At 47.9% G+C, this 15996-nt stretch carries 15 protein-coding genes and 2 pseudogenes; 6 read left to right on the top strand and 11 right to left on the bottom strand.

Features of this window, described 5'->3' with window-relative positions:
* Positions 1-2: 2 nt before the first annotated feature.
* Positions 3-266: a class I ribonucleotide reductase maintenance protein YfaE gene (gene yfaE / locus CKQ53_RS10040; RefSeq protein WP_085653509.1), complete on the top strand. Its 264-nt coding sequence runs from the start codon at positions 3-5 to the stop codon at positions 264-266.
* Positions 267-665: 399 nt separating this feature from the next.
* Positions 666-1016, top strand: a pseudogene (locus tag CKQ53_RS10035) (SPFH domain-containing protein); the annotation flags it as partial.
* Positions 1017-1463: 447 nt separating this feature from the next.
* Here the strand turns inward: CKQ53_RS10035 and CKQ53_RS10025 are convergent.
* The 10 genes from CKQ53_RS10025 to CKQ53_RS18415 all read right to left on the bottom strand — a co-directional run bounded on the left by CKQ53_RS10025 (position 1464) and on the right by CKQ53_RS18415 (position 10988).
* Positions 1464-1661, bottom strand: coding sequence for a hypothetical protein (locus tag CKQ53_RS10025; RefSeq protein WP_244200937.1), 198 nt, complete (start codon positions 1659-1661; stop codon positions 1464-1466).
* Positions 1654-1989, bottom strand: a complete 336-nt coding sequence (locus tag CKQ53_RS10020; protein WP_094117630.1) for a hypothetical protein — start codon at positions 1987-1989, stop codon at positions 1654-1656. Before CKQ53_RS10020 ends, CKQ53_RS10025 begins: the two co-directional genes overlap by 8 nt.
* Positions 1989-2561 carry a hypothetical protein gene (locus tag CKQ53_RS10015; RefSeq protein WP_094117629.1) on the bottom strand — a complete coding sequence of 191 codons (573 nt, stop codon included), beginning with the start codon at positions 2559-2561 and terminating at the stop codon, positions 1989-1991. The genes CKQ53_RS10020 and CKQ53_RS10015 overlap by 1 nt, the downstream gene beginning before the upstream one ends.
* Before the next feature lie 487 nt (positions 2562-3048).
* Complete coding sequence (locus CKQ53_RS10010) at positions 3049-5127, bottom strand: tape measure protein (protein ID WP_118894951.1); 2079 nt, start codon at positions 5125-5127, stop codon at positions 3049-3051.
* An 8-nt stretch (positions 5128-5135) separates the two neighbouring features.
* Positions 5136-5411, bottom strand: a complete 276-nt coding sequence (locus CKQ53_RS10005; RefSeq protein ID WP_094117626.1) for a hypothetical protein — start codon at positions 5409-5411, stop codon at positions 5136-5138.
* Positions 5408-5545 (bottom strand): hypothetical protein, encoded by a 138-nt coding sequence (locus CKQ53_RS18420; protein ID WP_162896343.1) that lies wholly within the window; start codon positions 5543-5545, stop codon positions 5408-5410. Before CKQ53_RS18420 ends, CKQ53_RS10005 begins: the two co-directional genes overlap by 4 nt.
* 132 nt (positions 5546-5677) lie before the next feature.
* A complete protein-coding gene (locus tag CKQ53_RS10000) occupies positions 5678-6058 on the bottom strand; it encodes a helix-turn-helix domain-containing protein (protein ID WP_094117625.1) in 381 nt (126 codons plus the stop codon).
* Between the two features lie 1744 nt (positions 6059-7802).
* A complete protein-coding gene (locus tag CKQ53_RS09995; RefSeq protein WP_094117624.1) occupies positions 7803-8360 on the bottom strand; it encodes a recombinase family protein in 558 nt (185 codons plus the stop codon).
* 608 nt (positions 8361-8968) lie between these two features.
* Positions 8969-10513 (bottom strand): recombinase family protein, encoded by a 1545-nt coding sequence (locus CKQ53_RS09990; RefSeq protein ID WP_094117623.1) that lies wholly within the window; start codon positions 10511-10513, stop codon positions 8969-8971.
* 121 nt (positions 10514-10634) lie between these two features.
* On the bottom strand, positions 10635-10988 hold the full coding sequence (locus CKQ53_RS18415) for a hypothetical protein (protein WP_139824009.1): 354 nt from the start codon (positions 10986-10988) through the stop codon (positions 10635-10637).
* A 181-nt stretch (positions 10989-11169) separates the two neighbouring features.
* Here CKQ53_RS18415 and CKQ53_RS09985 point away from each other — a divergent pair.
* From CKQ53_RS09985 to ybaK, 4 genes and pseudogenes are all read left to right on the top strand, one after another.
* A pseudogene (locus tag CKQ53_RS09985) lies at positions 11170-11754 on the top strand (SPFH domain-containing protein); the annotation flags it as partial.
* Positions 11755-11756: 2 nt separating this feature from the next.
* On the top strand, positions 11757-12209 hold the full coding sequence (locus CKQ53_RS09980; RefSeq protein ID WP_085652970.1) for an NfeD family protein: 453 nt from the start codon (positions 11757-11759) through the stop codon (positions 12207-12209).
* Between the two features lie 294 nt (positions 12210-12503).
* Positions 12504-13307 carry a TraB/GumN family protein gene (locus CKQ53_RS09975; RefSeq protein WP_094117622.1) on the top strand — a complete coding sequence of 268 codons (804 nt, stop codon included), beginning with the start codon at positions 12504-12506 and terminating at the stop codon, positions 13305-13307.
* Between the two features lie 21 nt (positions 13308-13328).
* Entirely contained in the window at positions 13329-13808 is a 480-nt protein-coding gene (gene ybaK, locus CKQ53_RS09970) for a Cys-tRNA(Pro)/Cys-tRNA(Cys) deacylase YbaK (protein WP_085652968.1), read from the top strand.
* A 75-nt stretch (positions 13809-13883) separates the two neighbouring features.
* On the opposite strand, the gene ushA is transcribed toward ybaK, so the two are convergent.
* Positions 13884-15536 carry a bifunctional UDP-sugar hydrolase/5'-nucleotidase UshA gene (gene ushA, locus CKQ53_RS09965; RefSeq protein ID WP_085652967.1) on the bottom strand — a complete coding sequence of 551 codons (1653 nt, stop codon included), beginning with the start codon at positions 15534-15536 and terminating at the stop codon, positions 13884-13886.
* Positions 15537-15996: the final 460 nt, after the last annotated feature.

The following is a 15996-nucleotide window of genomic DNA, read 5'->3' as shown; positions in this document are numbered from 1 at the left end:
TCATGAGTAGGCCCACCATCACCCTGCGCACGTCCGGTGCGCAGTTTGAGTATAGCGAAGAAGAAAACGCCACCTTGCTGGAAGCGTTAGAAACGCAGCGGGTCAACGTGGAGTACCACTGCCGTTCTGGTTACTGCGGCGCCTGCCGCACTCGCCTCCTCAAAGGTGAGGTCGCCTATGTGCAGACGCCGTTGGCGTTCTTTCTGCCAGGCGAAATTCTCCCCTGCTGCTGTAAACCGCTTAACGACGTCGAGTTGGATATCTAGCCAGCCGGTTCACGCCGCTGGCATTTTCCAACCCTGTCCTTCTCTGTCAGCCCCTCGTCCTCGGTAGGCTTCCTGATAACATCAGACCGGCAAAAGTCGGGCTGACGCACGAAGCCGCTCCCACATCGATCAGCCGCCTACCCTACTCGCCACTTTCCCGTAGACGCGACAACCTAAAACAGAAAACAACTTGCGCGCAGTAATGACGTAACACGCGTACGACAAAAACACCTCCCATAACATCGTATTATCTCACTAATGACGCTGAGGGTTACCAACCCGGTCAGCCGCGACGGCGACGCTCAAAGATGACGCCATGAGAATCCCGGTTCATCGCACCATTTGGCCGCACAAATTAGGTTACACTAAGCGGATAAAACACCAGGGAGAGTGAACTAAATGCTAACTTTTATTTTTGTCATTATTATCGTTGCGCTGATCATCGTCTGGTCAGGCATTAAAATCGTGCCTCAGGGCTACCAGTGGACGGTAGAACGCTTTGGCCGTTACACCCGCACGCTCATGCCCGGCCTCAACCTGATAGTGCCTTTCATGGACCGCGTAGGGCGCAAAATCAACATGATGGAACAAGTGCTGGAGATCCCGTCTCAGGAAATCATCTCCAAAGACAACGCCAACGTCACCATCGATGCCGTGTGCTTTATTCAGGTGATCGACGCCGCGCAGGCCGCCTATGAAGTCAGCAATCTGGAACTGGCGATTATCAACCTGACCATGACCAATGTACGAGTCTAATCATGCAATACGGGTAAATAAGAGTCAAGAACTATTCTCCAGTTGATTGAGAAGGGAGACACTCAGAGCCAGATACAACATTTCACCAAAGAAGAGAGAGTTATCATTTTTTAGTCCTCATCAATCAAGTATGCCAAGCCAATCAAGCGTACGCGGTTCTGTGTAAGCCCACCCATTTTGTACTTCTTAATCAGTCCATAACCAATCTCATCTAACCGGTTCAGGGCTGTTTCAGACAGCTTAAGCAGGATGTTTGCACCGTTGTAACCGGATTCGCTGGTGAATGGCCCTGTGGCCTCAGCTGGGAGGATTTTCTCCTTCTGAGTACGGCTGTATCGACGGGTATACTCTTTGGTGCAGTGAGAACAGTTATGGGATTTAACGTAGCGGGTACGGTTCCCACACTTGGTACAGATATTACCCTCAAATGTTACAGGTTCATTACACATTTCTTAACACTCCTTCCAGATAACGGTGAATCTTGGTCTGCTGTGAAAACTCTGAGCCATCGTCAGAGCGTCTGACCAGCTTCGAGAACAGTTTAGGGTGAATCTTGCCGCTGACGTTAGCATAGGCAACCTCACGCCCCTTTGAATCGTAGTACTGGTTTGGGTCCGGGGTGAAATCAATCTCAGTCATCAGATAACTCCATCTTTGTGGCTGCATCAATGGCGTACTGTGCTGCTGTACGGGCCTTGAGGACGTTTGCTTGAGCTTCCAGTAACTGGGCTGCTGATTGCTGTTTAACATGGCTAAGGGTTGCTGAAGCCTTACTAATCACATCTTCACAGAATGCTTTAGCACCAGACGGTAGAGAGGCTGTCACTTTGACAAACTGGACGGCATCAATTCCCAATGCTTCACATTGTGGTTTGAATGATTCAATGGCCTTGCTGGTGGCCTGAAGGGACAACCTTGCTTTCAGCTTATTAATCTGTTCTTGGTAAGCTTTCTCTTGGGGATTCATTATTCAGCCTCATCGGTAATAGAAATGTTCAGGTAATCTTCAAAGGACTGAATAGAGGCCAATGCTTCACGGGCTTCTTTCACAATCAAATTACGCTGGTGGATGGCATCTTTAACTTTATGTTCCCGACGAGACAGTTGGGAATTAACTGAGCTGGTGGCTTCGGACTTGATGGCGTCCATAATAGGCTTCATCACATCATCTTTAGCATTCTTAGGAATCGGGGTGAATGCAATAAAGCCAGACATGATTTGATGAACCATAAAGCCCTGCTCATTCATCTCCCGGATAATACGCTGCTGGTTAGTGGGGTATACCTGCTTAATAGTGAAACCGTGGCGTTCACTTGGCAGTGCTAATAGGTCAGCTTCTTTACGAGCCACCATAATATCGAAGTCTTCTTTTGCTGACTGATATTCAGAAGTGACTGATTCGACTTTTTCAGAGGCTGCTTTAATTTTTGGGATAAATACTTCTTCAACACGCTGCTTTTGTTCATACGGCAGCAGGTGGGAGATTGACTCACCAATAGGTGAGATTACTGTGGCTTGCTTCAGATTAAATTCAGACATTGTTTATACCTTATTTCAGATGTAAAAAATCCCCGTCCGAGCCAACTTAATGGAACTCAAACGAGGTATATTTAATTGGGTTGCCCGGCTGAATTGCTAAAAATGGATGAAATTTAAAAAACAAATCAACCGGGTCTTATTTGGGTGCCTGTTACGTCGCGGTAACAGGACTTTTTATCTTCTCTGGTGAAAGAGAATAACAACCGAGGAGCATGACAAAAGGAAGAGCAACTAAAAAGGAAACCGTTTTCAAACGTCATAAAACCATCTTAGCATGTATATATATGTTGTCAATATGTTAATAGCCTATTTTCACAGATATCTTTAATTAATTGATACCGTCTGTCATAGGTCATCATTTTTGGAATCACATAATCAGGATTGCTTCTTTCTTTAATTCGAATAGGACGCTTATTTACCACTGTGTAGCATTTTTTCATTCAACCTCAATAATAAAATAAATAGGGGCGCATGGCCCCATATGAAATTAATCACCTAGATGCTCTGTGGCAACGTTGACGTCCTCACCGTGGAGGCTGATGCTCTTATCAGTGATATGTCCAATCTGGTTACCGTCTAACATCACATTCAAATTCAGAGTTGCTTTAACATCAGGTGCAGGGATTGCCATACTCGGGTTAAAGGAGCTGGGAATCGGTGTATTGAAGTACGTCAGGTTATCAGCTCCCATCGTACCGTTGGACGGGTTCATGGCATTGTTACTGCGCAACCACTCAGTTAATGGTTCCATAAGACGGGTGAATGGACTATCAGACGGTGTATCTGTGTCCTTCGCTCCCATCACGTTGTACAGCGTCTCAGGAGACATAAGCCACTGTGCCAACTCAGCAGCACCCACAACCATGAATGCGCCACCAGCACGTGCCAGCAGCCCTTTACCGGCCCCTTTAGCAGCAGCACCAGCAGCAGCCGTTCCAGCCTCACCAGCAACTGTTCCAGCAGTGCTTGCAGCACCAGCGATGTTAGCGAGCCATTTCAATTTACCTGCTACAGTAGCCAGAGTCCCTACTGTTGCGACTACAGCTACCAGCTCTGTACCGAACCGTTGCGCTCCGTCGACAAGCTTCTTCTGACCGTCGTCAAGGTCCATATACCACGCTGACATACGCAGGAATGCTACAGAGGCCATACGAGCCATGTAGTCGATATCATCCACTGCGCTAGCGGCTACAGAAGCAATCTCACCGAAGATGTGGCCCAATGCTTCAGAGATTGGCACGGAGTCAGCCAGCAACTTAGCCAGTGACGAGTTGAATTTACCCATACCACCCTCAGCAGCATCGAAACCCTTCACAAGGTTATTCTCAAGCCCTGCTTTAACTCGTCCGATACCGGTGACGGCCATGCCGCTGACTTTAGCCAGCCCGCCAGCTTCCTCATTTAGTTTTGCTAGATGGTCAGATAGTTTAGGCAGAACGTCTTTGGACATCAATTTGCCGGTGGACATGATTTTATTCAGCTCTGGTACAGAGACACCGATAGCATCAGCAATCAGCTGCTCACCACCCGGTACGTGTTCAGGCAACTGGTTCTTCACTTCATCAGCAGACAGTGTCCCTTTAGAGGCCATCTGTGTGAACGCGAGCATCATGCCCTTCATCTTCTCGTTGTCTAATCCGCGTAACCGGCCAAAGATGTTGGCTTGCTCATAAAAATCTTTCGAACCTTGATAGCCGAGGGAAGGAGCTGCACCAGCACCGAAATCAGTCATACCTTTCAGAGTCTCTGTGTAAGACATCCCAATCTGCTGACCGAATGCCGCAGCGGTGGCTTTAGCATCTGCTGTATTACCCTTGAAGACAGCGGATGCAGCGATATCAGCGGACTGTCGCTTGACCCCGGCTTCCACAGACTTCTGAACCAAGTTGATTGCGGCATACAGGCTCCCAGCAGCGATTGTAAGACGTCCTAAGCCAGACCCTAACCCTTCGGCCTTGCTGGCGGCTCGACTGTTGGCAGAGGCCCATTTGTGTGCTGAATCAGTAGCAGCCCGGACACTGGCTTTAAGCTGGGTTAGTGACGCCGCTGTACCTTTACCAATGGCATCATCTCGAAGCCCTGTAACCTGCTGGCGGAGCCTGTATGCCCGCGCTTGACCAGATGCCCCCATCCCTTCCAGTTTACGTGTCAGTGGCGAATAGAGCTGCGTCATAGCTACGTTTCGATATCGGTCAGGGTTGACTGATTGGCCGCGCTTCGGTGTGCGTGGGCCGGAGTTAGACGGTTCATAGGCCTGTGTGACGGACTGTTTGATACGTTTAGCAGACCCTCTCGCTGAACGCTCCAGAGCTTTTAATGAGGCTTTACCGGCCCCTGAGAAGTCCATTGCATCAGAGTAAGCCTTTTTCACCTGTCTGGCTGACGATTGTGCAGCCTTGGTCACATGGTTAAGGTTGCCTTTGGGTGAGAATGCTTTATTGAGGTTTGTCTCTAATCGGGATGCAATTTTCAAGACATCCTTTTCGAGACGGGATAATTGTTTGGTCACTTGGTCATTAAAGCCAAGCTGGATAATAAACTCATCCACAGTAAAATTATTAGCCATTCACTTTTTTAATACTCCACATTTACGTTTTCTGTTGTGCTCCAGATTAAATCCAAGAGAGCGTCATGGGTTTTAATCACCATCTCATAGAGCAAGACAGCGGATTCAATCCTCAGATTCTCTTTTTCAAAAAGTTTCATCAGTGTGAGGACGTTAATTTCAGGCAGTGCCTTTAGAATGGTGACCATTAATTCTGGTTCACTGGAATTATCAAGGACACAGTCTGTTAAATCAGGATGTGGACCACGGGGTAAGTTGAAACACTCGTAATATCGGTTCTTCATTTTTTAATTTCCTTTAAAGCGTTGCTTAAAATGGTTGCGAGAAACTGAATTCGGGTTAAGTCATTTTCATCTGCTAACTCATCAACAAGAATGAGAGTGCTGTAGGAGATTCGAATCCTATCTCTTAATTTCATTTTTAATTCCTTCTTGCTTTAACAGGAGGTTCAATGTCTGCTGGCGGGATAAACCATAGTACTCTGCAATTTCATTCAACTTTGATAATAGAGCTGGTGGAATGTACATAACGGTGTGTGTGTTGATTTTGTTCATTCAATTCCTTCATAGGCTGGAAGTTTATAATCGGAGTCTTCCTCATCGCTCTTATAGGATGGGAGAGGTTCATTCTTAATAATTTGGTCAGGGGTGAGTAGGACACGATAAACTTTTGAGCTGTCCATTCTCTGAGTGGATTCAATCATTCCCGCTTTTTCAAGTTGAGAGATACCGAGGATGATTGCTTTGCGTCCGACGCCTAACATGTCGGCTAAATAAGCGTGAGACGGGAAAATTTCCAATCCACTACTATGGAGAGAGAGCATGAAGAGAAAAATGTCTTTTGCTGTAGGTGAGAGTTTAACGTTATTAAACTGTGTCAGTCGCTTAATACAGTAAAACGACTTGAAGAACGTTTCAGTTGGCTGTTCCATTCATGGGGTATTCCTTGTATTGAGAAAGAAGGGTCCGCTTTAAGCGGTAGAGTGATTCTGTCAGATGACTTTATCGAGTCCCTGTCTCAGTAATCGGTTAAGTAAGGCTGAATAACTCAACCCCTGTTGTTTTGCCATTTCTCGGAGCTTGATATCCAGAGCTTTCGAGATTTGAAATTGGACTTTTGCTCGTTCCATAAATTTTTTCCTTGACTTTTATAAAACTATAATACAACTGTACCATCCGTGTGGGTAATGTCAACATATATTTAACATAGTGTTAACATTTTATGGGGGGTATACCTTTTCGGCACAAGGGGTATGTCTTTTCGGCATAGGGGGGTATGCCAAAAGGGAACACTATAAGATTAGAGAAATAAGATTAACTTAACAGATTACTTTAAAGACTCTGTAAAGAGGGCTTCATGAAAAGCATGGCTAACGCCAAAAGGCCATGAGGGATAAACAGAACACTGTACAGTGGAATCACTCAGTAAAGGTCGCTCTCAGCTTCGCTATGTGTGAGCTTCTTTTGGCTACAGAGAACTTTTAAGTTGACAGGTGAAAAAATCCCAGCTATGCTGTGCTTGCTTTACCCTCTGAACAGTTCTTTTAAAAGAACACTCAGATAAAATAAGATAATAAATAAAGAACAATAGAATCTGTACAGTACAAGCTCTTGCTTCGCTATGGGAGCTTTTTGTATTGGAGTGTTCTGTACAGATTGCTGAGTGATATAATCCCCTCAAATAGTGACCCCACAGAGCGGCAGCTCAAGTCACTGTCTAGACAGGTCTCTTAAGTAGACATCTAACCCTCCTGTAACCGTCTCTAAGCGATTTAATCAACCTGACCCACCCTACCCTACAGCCTTACTCTTAGAAGCCCTCACAGAGCCTTAAAATACATGTTGCAATCCTCATTCAGAACCTATAAAATGTCCTGTCTCTTCCTGATGTTGTGAAACGTTGGAAACATAGGGTGTCACTGCTCAAGAGGTATTGTTAGCCCAATACGTCACTGGGAATCACGGTTAGTCCCTCCATCTAAAACATCATGACCAGACAAACCACCTAAAGAGTTTGCACCATGTGGTTCACGTCCCCAAAACGTGACCAACTACAGCAGCATGGTACAGGCTCTTTTGCCACTTGTGGGACTTTACCCACCCTCAAGCCAAGTGAAAATCTCAATTGAGTGTAAAGGGTCTTCTTCATCGTCACCGGTGAACTGGATAACTTTACAGTTGAGATTTAACGAATGGCTGACAAAATTGTTTTTCCGAACATCACGAGATTCCCCTTCCATACCGAGAAAGGCAAATTCTACCAGCATATTAGTGATGGTTTGCCAGAGTACCCCTCCAAAGAAGCCATAGAGGTGGACTGCTAGCTCTCTAAGCCGTTTAAACAGGGATAAGGTACAATCACCTTACTTTGAGTTAAAATGGCTTAGAATGCGTTATACGCACCATTTGGCTAATTTTAAATTTTTTAAAAATTTAGGTGTCACTATTCTGGCAGGATTCTTGCTGGTGGCTGAACATATCTGGGAAGATTTGGACACTAATTGTATGTCTACTTAGTAGCCCGGAAATGTAAGGTAACGTACCCTTTGCAAAATCTCAACATATCTGTAACACTTTTAGCAAAGATGCAACGTCAATAGTAAGGCCTCTAAACAGCTCTCTAAGCGATTCTAGGCCTAACCAAGGTGATTGTATGGGGTGGCCTCCAAGAAGCCCTTACAGGTCCATTCTGAGGCGATAATAGGTCGCTTTACTAATTCCCAATGACTTCTGAACCTCAGCAGGTTTCATACCAGCACTGATAAGAGCCTTGACCTGACCCGGTGTCACCTTGACAGGACGGCCACAGTGTACCCCTTCAGATTGAGCACGTTTGATACCGGCTGTTCTACGCTCTGCTATGAGGTCTTTCTCTAACTGTGCTAAACCAGCCATCATGGTGAGCATGGCTTGGCCTACAGGAGTGCTCAAGTCGAACCCTTCACGGATGGATATGACCTGTACACCCTTGCTCTGTAGCACCTTAACCGTCTCTAAAACGTCGATTGTGTTACGCCCTAAGCGGTCTATACCGACGATAACCAGCTGGTCACCCTCACGGATGTAATCCAGTAGTGACCCAAACCCCTTACGTTTAGCAGCTTCTACAGAACCGGAAATACCCTCGTCACTGAACCATTTCTCAACGTTATAATTCTTCTCAGTGATTACTTGTTTCTGATTAATCACTGTCTGGTCATTAGTTGATACCCTAACGTAACCGATGATTGCCATGTGAAGTCCTATTTAGTCTCAAAAGGTAGTCTCATAACTCTACCTGTCTCAAAATCCAGAATCAACCTTTTAAGACTGTCTCAGGGGACTTTTTACAGAGTCTCAAAAGGAGGTGGTTTTAAGACTCAGGTTGGTTATAAGAAAGTGATTCAACCTAACTTTAGATTATAAAGCTTTTGCCTATTTAAATGGATAGATTGATAGGAAGAACCTACATGAGAATGAATCTTGATTGAGGAGTTTTTAGCTGAAAATGTTTTAGAGGTGAAAAGTGTTAAACAGGTTATAAAGAATCTGCTTTTATACTCTTTTGGTTATAAGAACAGTTAATAGGTAAAACCTTATGTGTGGGCTGGGATTGATAGGTAAAACTATGCAAACTATGTTACTGTTATTTTCTGTATAATCACAGGTGAAGTGATTACCAGATGCAACTATACCGGTATTCACACAAATAAATTGAGAAATTTCTTGATATACGAAAATAAATGTGGCTAGCCATAAGGTATTTATAGAGACAAAAAGAGGCTCTACAGAGTCTGCCTGCAAGTAGCAATAAGGGATTTTATAGAGACTGTCCAGCATCTGTCCACATGCAGTGATAGCACCTAACCAATCACCCGATAAGTATTGAAATCAAACTCATCGGCATCAATCACTGGCAAGACTTCTAAGAAGTGCTCCCCATCCACCAGCCTATCTAGCGGGTAATTAAACAGCCGTAATCCACTGTGAAAATAGATATCCGCAGTCCTTTTCAGAGTATCCACCATGATGGCTTTCACATGACGTTTCATGATGAGCTGGAATTCTACCCTGTCAGCTTTATTCAGTAGGTTGAGGCACTTTACCGTATCAGACACATGAGATTGAACCCTCTGCCTATGCCCCTTTATCTGAGCCTCTATGCTCTGTAGTTCACCTTGAATAACACTCATACGGCTTGTTATCTCTGTGATATCAGGTGCAATCTCTAAGGCTGATACAAGCTTGGTTAATCTTTCGGTTAAATCCTGTTTCTGTGCCTCTAGTGCTGATACAGGATTCTCTTCAGGCTTTGATAACAGCAGTCTATCCAGATTATGGAAGAGTCCTTTAACCAGCATGTCATCGGTATCCTTGCGCTTGATTGGCTTGGCATCACATCGCCCTTGCCGCCTCATAGAGCACACATAGTAACCATCTCGGTTAACTGTGACCGAGTTCAGGATAAAGATGTTCCCACATTTCTTACAGCGGATGATGGACTTGAACAGGTTCACTAATGCGGGGATGTTGCTTGTTTGCTTTTTCCCGAACTGGTCAGATTTCAGCTGTTGAACAGCTTGGAATGTCTGGAGGTCTACCACTACTGGGTAGTAGTCTGGTATATCTGGATGGTTCACAACGGATTTACGAGACTGTACCTTATAGCCTATAAGCGCTTTATTGCTAACCAGCTGCTGTACAGTGGACTGATTCCATTTCCCTACCCTACCTGTAAAGGTCAGCCTCCCCTCTTCATTCAGAGTCTTTGCAATGGATGATAGAGACTCGCCTTTAATTCTTAGGCTGAACACTTGCCTTATTGTCTGTGCGTGTTCTGGGACTATATCAAAGCCTGTACGGTCGTCCTTCACCGTTAGCCAACGGGGGCATGACTTAGATATGACTTTACCCTGAGATTCTGCTTCAGCCCTTTTATTAGCCCAAACCTGACGCATACGTCTAGATTTCTCTTCACTCTCCTGATGTGCTCTTTGAGCGGTCAGAATAGACATGATGAGGTCCATAGGGTTGTTCAGTGATTCATGGGTGTAATGCTTTCCATCTGACAAGGTCACTACGTCCACATGGTGAATCAGAATAGCTTTGAGGCGGTCTGTAGCGGTTGATATGTCCTCACGGCTTAATCTGTCTAGTGATTCAATCAATACCATGTCACCAGCTGCTATAGAGCCGTTGCCGATGTCCTGCATCAGTTGCCCTAATTCACCGGTTGCATGTTTCCCGGTAAAGGCGGACAAACCTTCATCCTTATAGGTGTGTTGTGACAGGAGATAATCAGGGTTGCTTTGCAGCCATGAGGTAATGAGTGATTGCTGACGCCTCACTGAATCACCATGAGATTGCTTATCAGAGCTGTAGCGGATGTATGGATAGGCTGTTTTCATAGTGGAATTATACGCATAAAAAAGGCTCCCGATGAAGGAGCCAAAAGGTACAAAATGTCTAAGGTTATCGTTTGCAAGGATAAGCTTTCTTAATAAAGTGATATCAGAGTTAGTTTGAGCTTCATTTTAAGACAACCCCCTTGCACTTGTAAGAAGCAAGGATGATACGAGCTGCAACTGGTGCAGAGTCAGTCATCGACGTCAGGTCATCTTTACTACGCACAACTTTACTTGCTACACGTGACCACACTTCACTTATGGAAGCATCACCTAACTCACAGTTCAGGAAAGTTAGTGTCGTATTAGTCACACCCATAAAATAATTGGCTGAAGGGGAGTCTCCATTGCCTGACACGTTATCAAGTGCTCCCCTTACAAAGACTTCTGATAGTGAATTCTCAGCTGTCTTAGGCATAGCCTGTACTGACATTGAACAGGCTGCTAATAGTGCAACCAGAGTTAATTTAAGTTTCATAAATCCTTACCTGAAGTAATTGAAAAGGTTTGTTTTTTCCGCTGGTGAGGCGTTAATTCATTGCTTCATTTTTTATTAGTGACATCCCGCTACCACAGATACTGTTACAAACAGGTAGGAGATAAGACAAAGTAACAAAAAGTCTTTCATAGTTTGTTCACCCATACTGTACGTTTAGATAGTCACCATGACCAACATTCGTACCGTATTGGGGTCGATGGAGCTGGACGAGATGTTATCTCAGCGCGACAGCATCAATACTCGTCTGCTGCACATCGTGGATGAAGCCACTAACCCTTGGGGAATTAAAGTCACCCGTATTGAGATCCGCGACGTTCGTCCGCCGGCAGAGCTGATTGAAGCGATGAACGCCCAGATGAAAGCCGAGCGAAACAAGCGCGCCGATATTCTTGAAGCCGAAGGCGTACGTCAGGCCGCCATTCTGAAAGCGGAAGGGGAAAAGCAGTCGCAGATCCTGAAATCCGAAGGGCAGCGTCAGTCTGCGTTCCTGGAAGCCGAAGCCCGCGAACGTTCCGCCGAAGCCGAAGCCCGTGCGACCCAGATGGTATCCGAAGCTATTGCCGCCGGGAACATTCAAGCGATCAACTACTTCGTCGCGCAAAAATATACCGACGCATTGCAGAACATCGGTTCAGCCAACAACAGCAAAGTCATCATGATGCCGCTGGATGCCAGCAACCTGATGGGCGCGATTGGCGGGATTAGCGAACTGATTAAAGAAAGCCAGTCCGGCCGGAAAGCCTAACGATGACTGATTGGCTGATGACCTATGCGCGCTGGTTCTGGCTGACGCTCGGCGGCCTGCTGCTCGCAGCGGAAATGCTGGGCGCGGGCGGGTATCTGCTATGGAGCGGTGTGTCCGCGCTGTGTGTCGGCATATTGGTTTGGCTGCTGCCGCTGGGGTTACCGGCGCAAGGTGTCGCGTTTGCCCTGCTCACCGTGCTGACGGCGTGCTTGTGGTGGTATTGGCTGCGCCAGCGTACGCTGCACAGCCCGGCTTCGACACTCAACCAGCGCGGACTGCAACTGGTGGGACGCAAGGCTAACCTGAGCGAGCCCGTCGTCAACGGTTTAGGGCGTATCACCCTTGGCGACAGCAGTTGGCGCGTCACGGCTGACTGCGACCTGCCCGCGGGAACCCCGGTCGAAATCGTTGCTGTGGAAGGGATTACGCTTCGCGTTCGTCCGCAGAATCATTAACGTTACGCGCCTCTTGTCGAGCGGCTGCTGCCTGGCTAGCCGCTCGACAAGAAGACGTCCGGCGATCTTGAAAACGTCCACCCTCGCCTATCGGCAATGACAGTGATTTCCTCCTTCTCCAGCGCGATCCCCGCGATTTCCTCAACGTCCCGCACGTTGTGAAATTTCTTTCAGAACGATTCAGACTACGTCCACCGTCGGCTTCTCACCACATGCCGTTCCTCGTCGCAATTACCGATACAACTTTGCCCGCGAAGCGTTTAGCATAACGTATTGATCTCCGGAGATGACGCTATGAAGCCCTTATTACGCCGCATTGCTACGTTCCTCGGCTTGATCTCTCCGCGCAGCTACGGCTATCCCGCGGTCGATATCGAACTCGTCGGTCATCGCTATCATCTGGTCGGCAGTATTCATATGGGGACGGCGGATATGTCGCCGCTGCCGGACGCGCTGCTCAAGCAACTGGACACGGCGACAGCGCTGGTCGTCGAGGCGGATATCTCGGACAGCAGCTCGCCTTTCTCCTTGGCTGAGGAAGCGCCGCCGCTGTCTGAGCGACTGGACGCCGAGGCGCTGGATCAACTGCTGCAATGCTGCCATTCGCTGGCGCTCAGCTATGACAGCCTCGATCGTCTACCTGCCTGGCAGGTCGCGTTGATGTTGCAGGCCAGACAGGCGACCTCCCTGGGCCTACGTCCTCAGTACGGCATCGATTATCAGCTGATTAACATCGCCCGGGAACGGGGCTTGCCCATCATCGAACTTGAAGGCCAACAGGCGCAGGTCGAACTGCTGGAGCGACTGCCTCGCGGCGGACTGCCGCTGCTGGAAGATACCCTGACCCATTGGCACAGTAACGCCCGTCTGCTGCAGACCATGATCAACGGATGGCTGGATTATAAAACCCTGCGCATCGACAATTTGCCCGACAGCTTCGGCAATGCCATGTCGGAAATATTAATGCAGCAGCGCAATCGGCGCTGGCAGCAACAGCTGACGGCATTACCAGAGGGACACTATGTGATCTCGGTAGGCGCACTGCACCTGTTTGGCGATGATAATTTGCCCGCCCTATTGCGGGCGCACTCACTTTGACAGTACGTAAGGACAGACATCATGACACCCGCAGTCAAGCTGCTTGAAAAGCACAAGATCAACTTCACTCTGCACAACTATCATCACGACGCCGATGAAACCCATTTCGGCGAAGAAGCTGCGCGTAAACTTGGGGTCGATAAGCAGCAGATATACAAAACATTGTTGGTGGCGCTCAACGGCGACGCTAAAAATCTGGCCGTTGCCGTGACGCCGGTGGCGGGACAACTGGATCTGAAAAAAGTCGCTAAGGCGTTCGGCGCCAAAAAGGCGGACATGGCCGATCCGCAGCTGGCCCAGCGCGTGACCGGCTATCTGGTTGGCGGCATCAGCCCGCTCGGGCAGAAAAAGCGCCTGCCGACGGCCATCGACATCGCCGCAGAGCCGTTCGACACCATATTTATTTCCGGCGGCAAACGCGGGCTGGACATTGAACTGGCCGCCTCCGATTTGGCCTCGCTGCTCAGCGCAGGCTTTGCCGATATCGCCAAGCGCGACTGACGCGCGTAAAGCGCATAACAAAACGGGCGACGCCGGTTTTCACCCACGTCGCCCGTCGTTCATCGCATCACCAACTTAGTGATAAACGATCTCGCCTTTCGGCGCATAGTCTGCCGGATTCAACGGTGAATGCTGAGCGATATACTCCTTGAGCACTTCAGCGTCGACAAAGCCAGTATTCACGAAATCCGAGCGCTTGCTGATGACCGGATAACCGTCTCCGCCGTCTGCATTAAAGCTCAGCGTCGCCATACGGTAGAGCTTGTCCGCTTGCAGCGGCTCGCCTTTGATCTTGACGTTTTTCACGCCGGTGCCATCGGCTTCCAGGCTCACGTTAAGGAACTGGGCGTAAGCGCCGGCATCGACCTTGAAGTTCGCGACCGTCGCCAGATACTGCTCAACGTCGCTGCCTTTCATTTCGACATACACCACCGTGTTGCCGAATGGCTGCACCTGCAAAATCGATTTATAGGTAATATCGCCCGCTTCAATAGAGTCACGCACGCCGCCGCCGCTCATCACCGCGAAATCCGCGCTGGTACGATCCACCAGGCCGGACAGCACAACATGAGCCAGATCGGTCTGTTCGAAGCGCACTTTACTGCGATCGCCTTCCAGGCGTCCCAGCGTACTGCCGACTTTCACGCCTAGCTGGGCATGACCTTTTTCCTGAAACGGCGTCAACAGCTGCAGCATTTCAGGGCTTTGCTTGATTTCCTGCGTGTAGTACTCGCTTTGGGCCGTACCGTCTTCTTGCGTCACGCTCTTTTTCAGGTTGATCGGGATCAGGTGATAATGTTTCAGCGTCAGTTTACCGTTGCGGAACGTGAAATCCGCGCGACCCACATATTTCCCCCACTCATGCGCCTGCACGATCCATACGCCATTCTGACGATCCGGCGTGCAAGAAGTGCCCGGCACATAATCCCAGTTCTTCTTGTTTCGGCTCGCCATACAGACAGGATTCTGTGAGTGTCCGCCGACAATCATATCCAGATAACCGGCCGGCAGGCTGCGCGCCATTTCCACGTCGCCCGGCGCGTTGTTGCCGTGATCGCCGTTGTCATAGTGGCCCATATGCGTGGCGGCGATGATGACATCGGGTTTCTCACGGCTGCGCAGTTCTTCCACCAGTTGCTTGGCTTCCTGAGCCGGTTTGTGGAATTCCATGTCAGTAAAGAACGCCGGATTACCGATTTTAGCGGTATCGTCGGTAGTCAGGCCGATAACCGCGATTTTCACACCTTGTTTGTCGAACAGGCGATAGGGTGTAAACAGACGCTGCTGGGTGCTTTTCTGATAGATGTTGGCGGAAAGCAGCGGGAAGTTTGCCCATTTCTCCTGCTGGCGCAGGACGGACAGCGGATTATCGAATTCATGGTTACCGATAGCCATCGCATCGTAACCCACCAGATTCATCCCGCGAAAATCCGGCTCGGCGTCTTGCAGGTCGGACTCCGGCACGCCGGTGTTGATATCGCCGCCAGACAATAACAACAGGCTACCGCCTTTCCGCTGCACTTCACGGCGGATAGCGTCCACCGCCGTTTTTTGCGCGGCCAAGCCGTATTCCCCGGCATCGTTTTGCCAGAAACGTCCATGATGATCGTTGGTATGCAGGATAGTGATGTTGTAGGTTTTATCTTTTTCCCATGCCTGCGCAAAAGTCGATGTCAGCGCCAACGTCAGTGCAATCGCACAGCCCAGTGCCTTCTTAGAAAAATCCATGGCAAATCTCCACAATTTAAATATTAAAAATACTTATAACAAAAGTGTATTTATCGCCTTTTAGACGTTATTTACTGCCAAAAAGCGCGCATTACATTAACATAAGTTAACTTTTAGCTTTTGACCTTTGTCATTGGCCAAGAGAAAACCGTTATAGCACCGGTTGATGTCAGTGGTGAGACGTAGCGAAAATGACACCTGTCGAATATGTATTTTGCAAAAAAGACGTTTTAGATGAAATTTTCTTCGTCTCCCCCCATAAGTGACTATTTTGTGGCATAGTAGATACATCAGGCAAATATAACCAGGCTGATAACCGCACCACTCAGCCGGAAAGCCGACATTTATGCTTTTTATCGTGATTTTTATTCTTTTATATCAACTATAAAATCTAATTATCATAAAAAAAGGCACATCCCACTTCATAAGCTGTCGGGGCCCAGCATTTCTACAAAAATTC

Origin of the sequence: Lonsdalea britannica, assembly GCF_003515985.1 — a bacterium.
In the GTDB taxonomy this organism is placed as follows: domain Bacteria; phylum Pseudomonadota; class Gammaproteobacteria; order Enterobacterales; family Enterobacteriaceae; genus Lonsdalea; species Lonsdalea britannica.
This window is presented reverse-complemented; position numbering and strand designations above follow the sequence as displayed.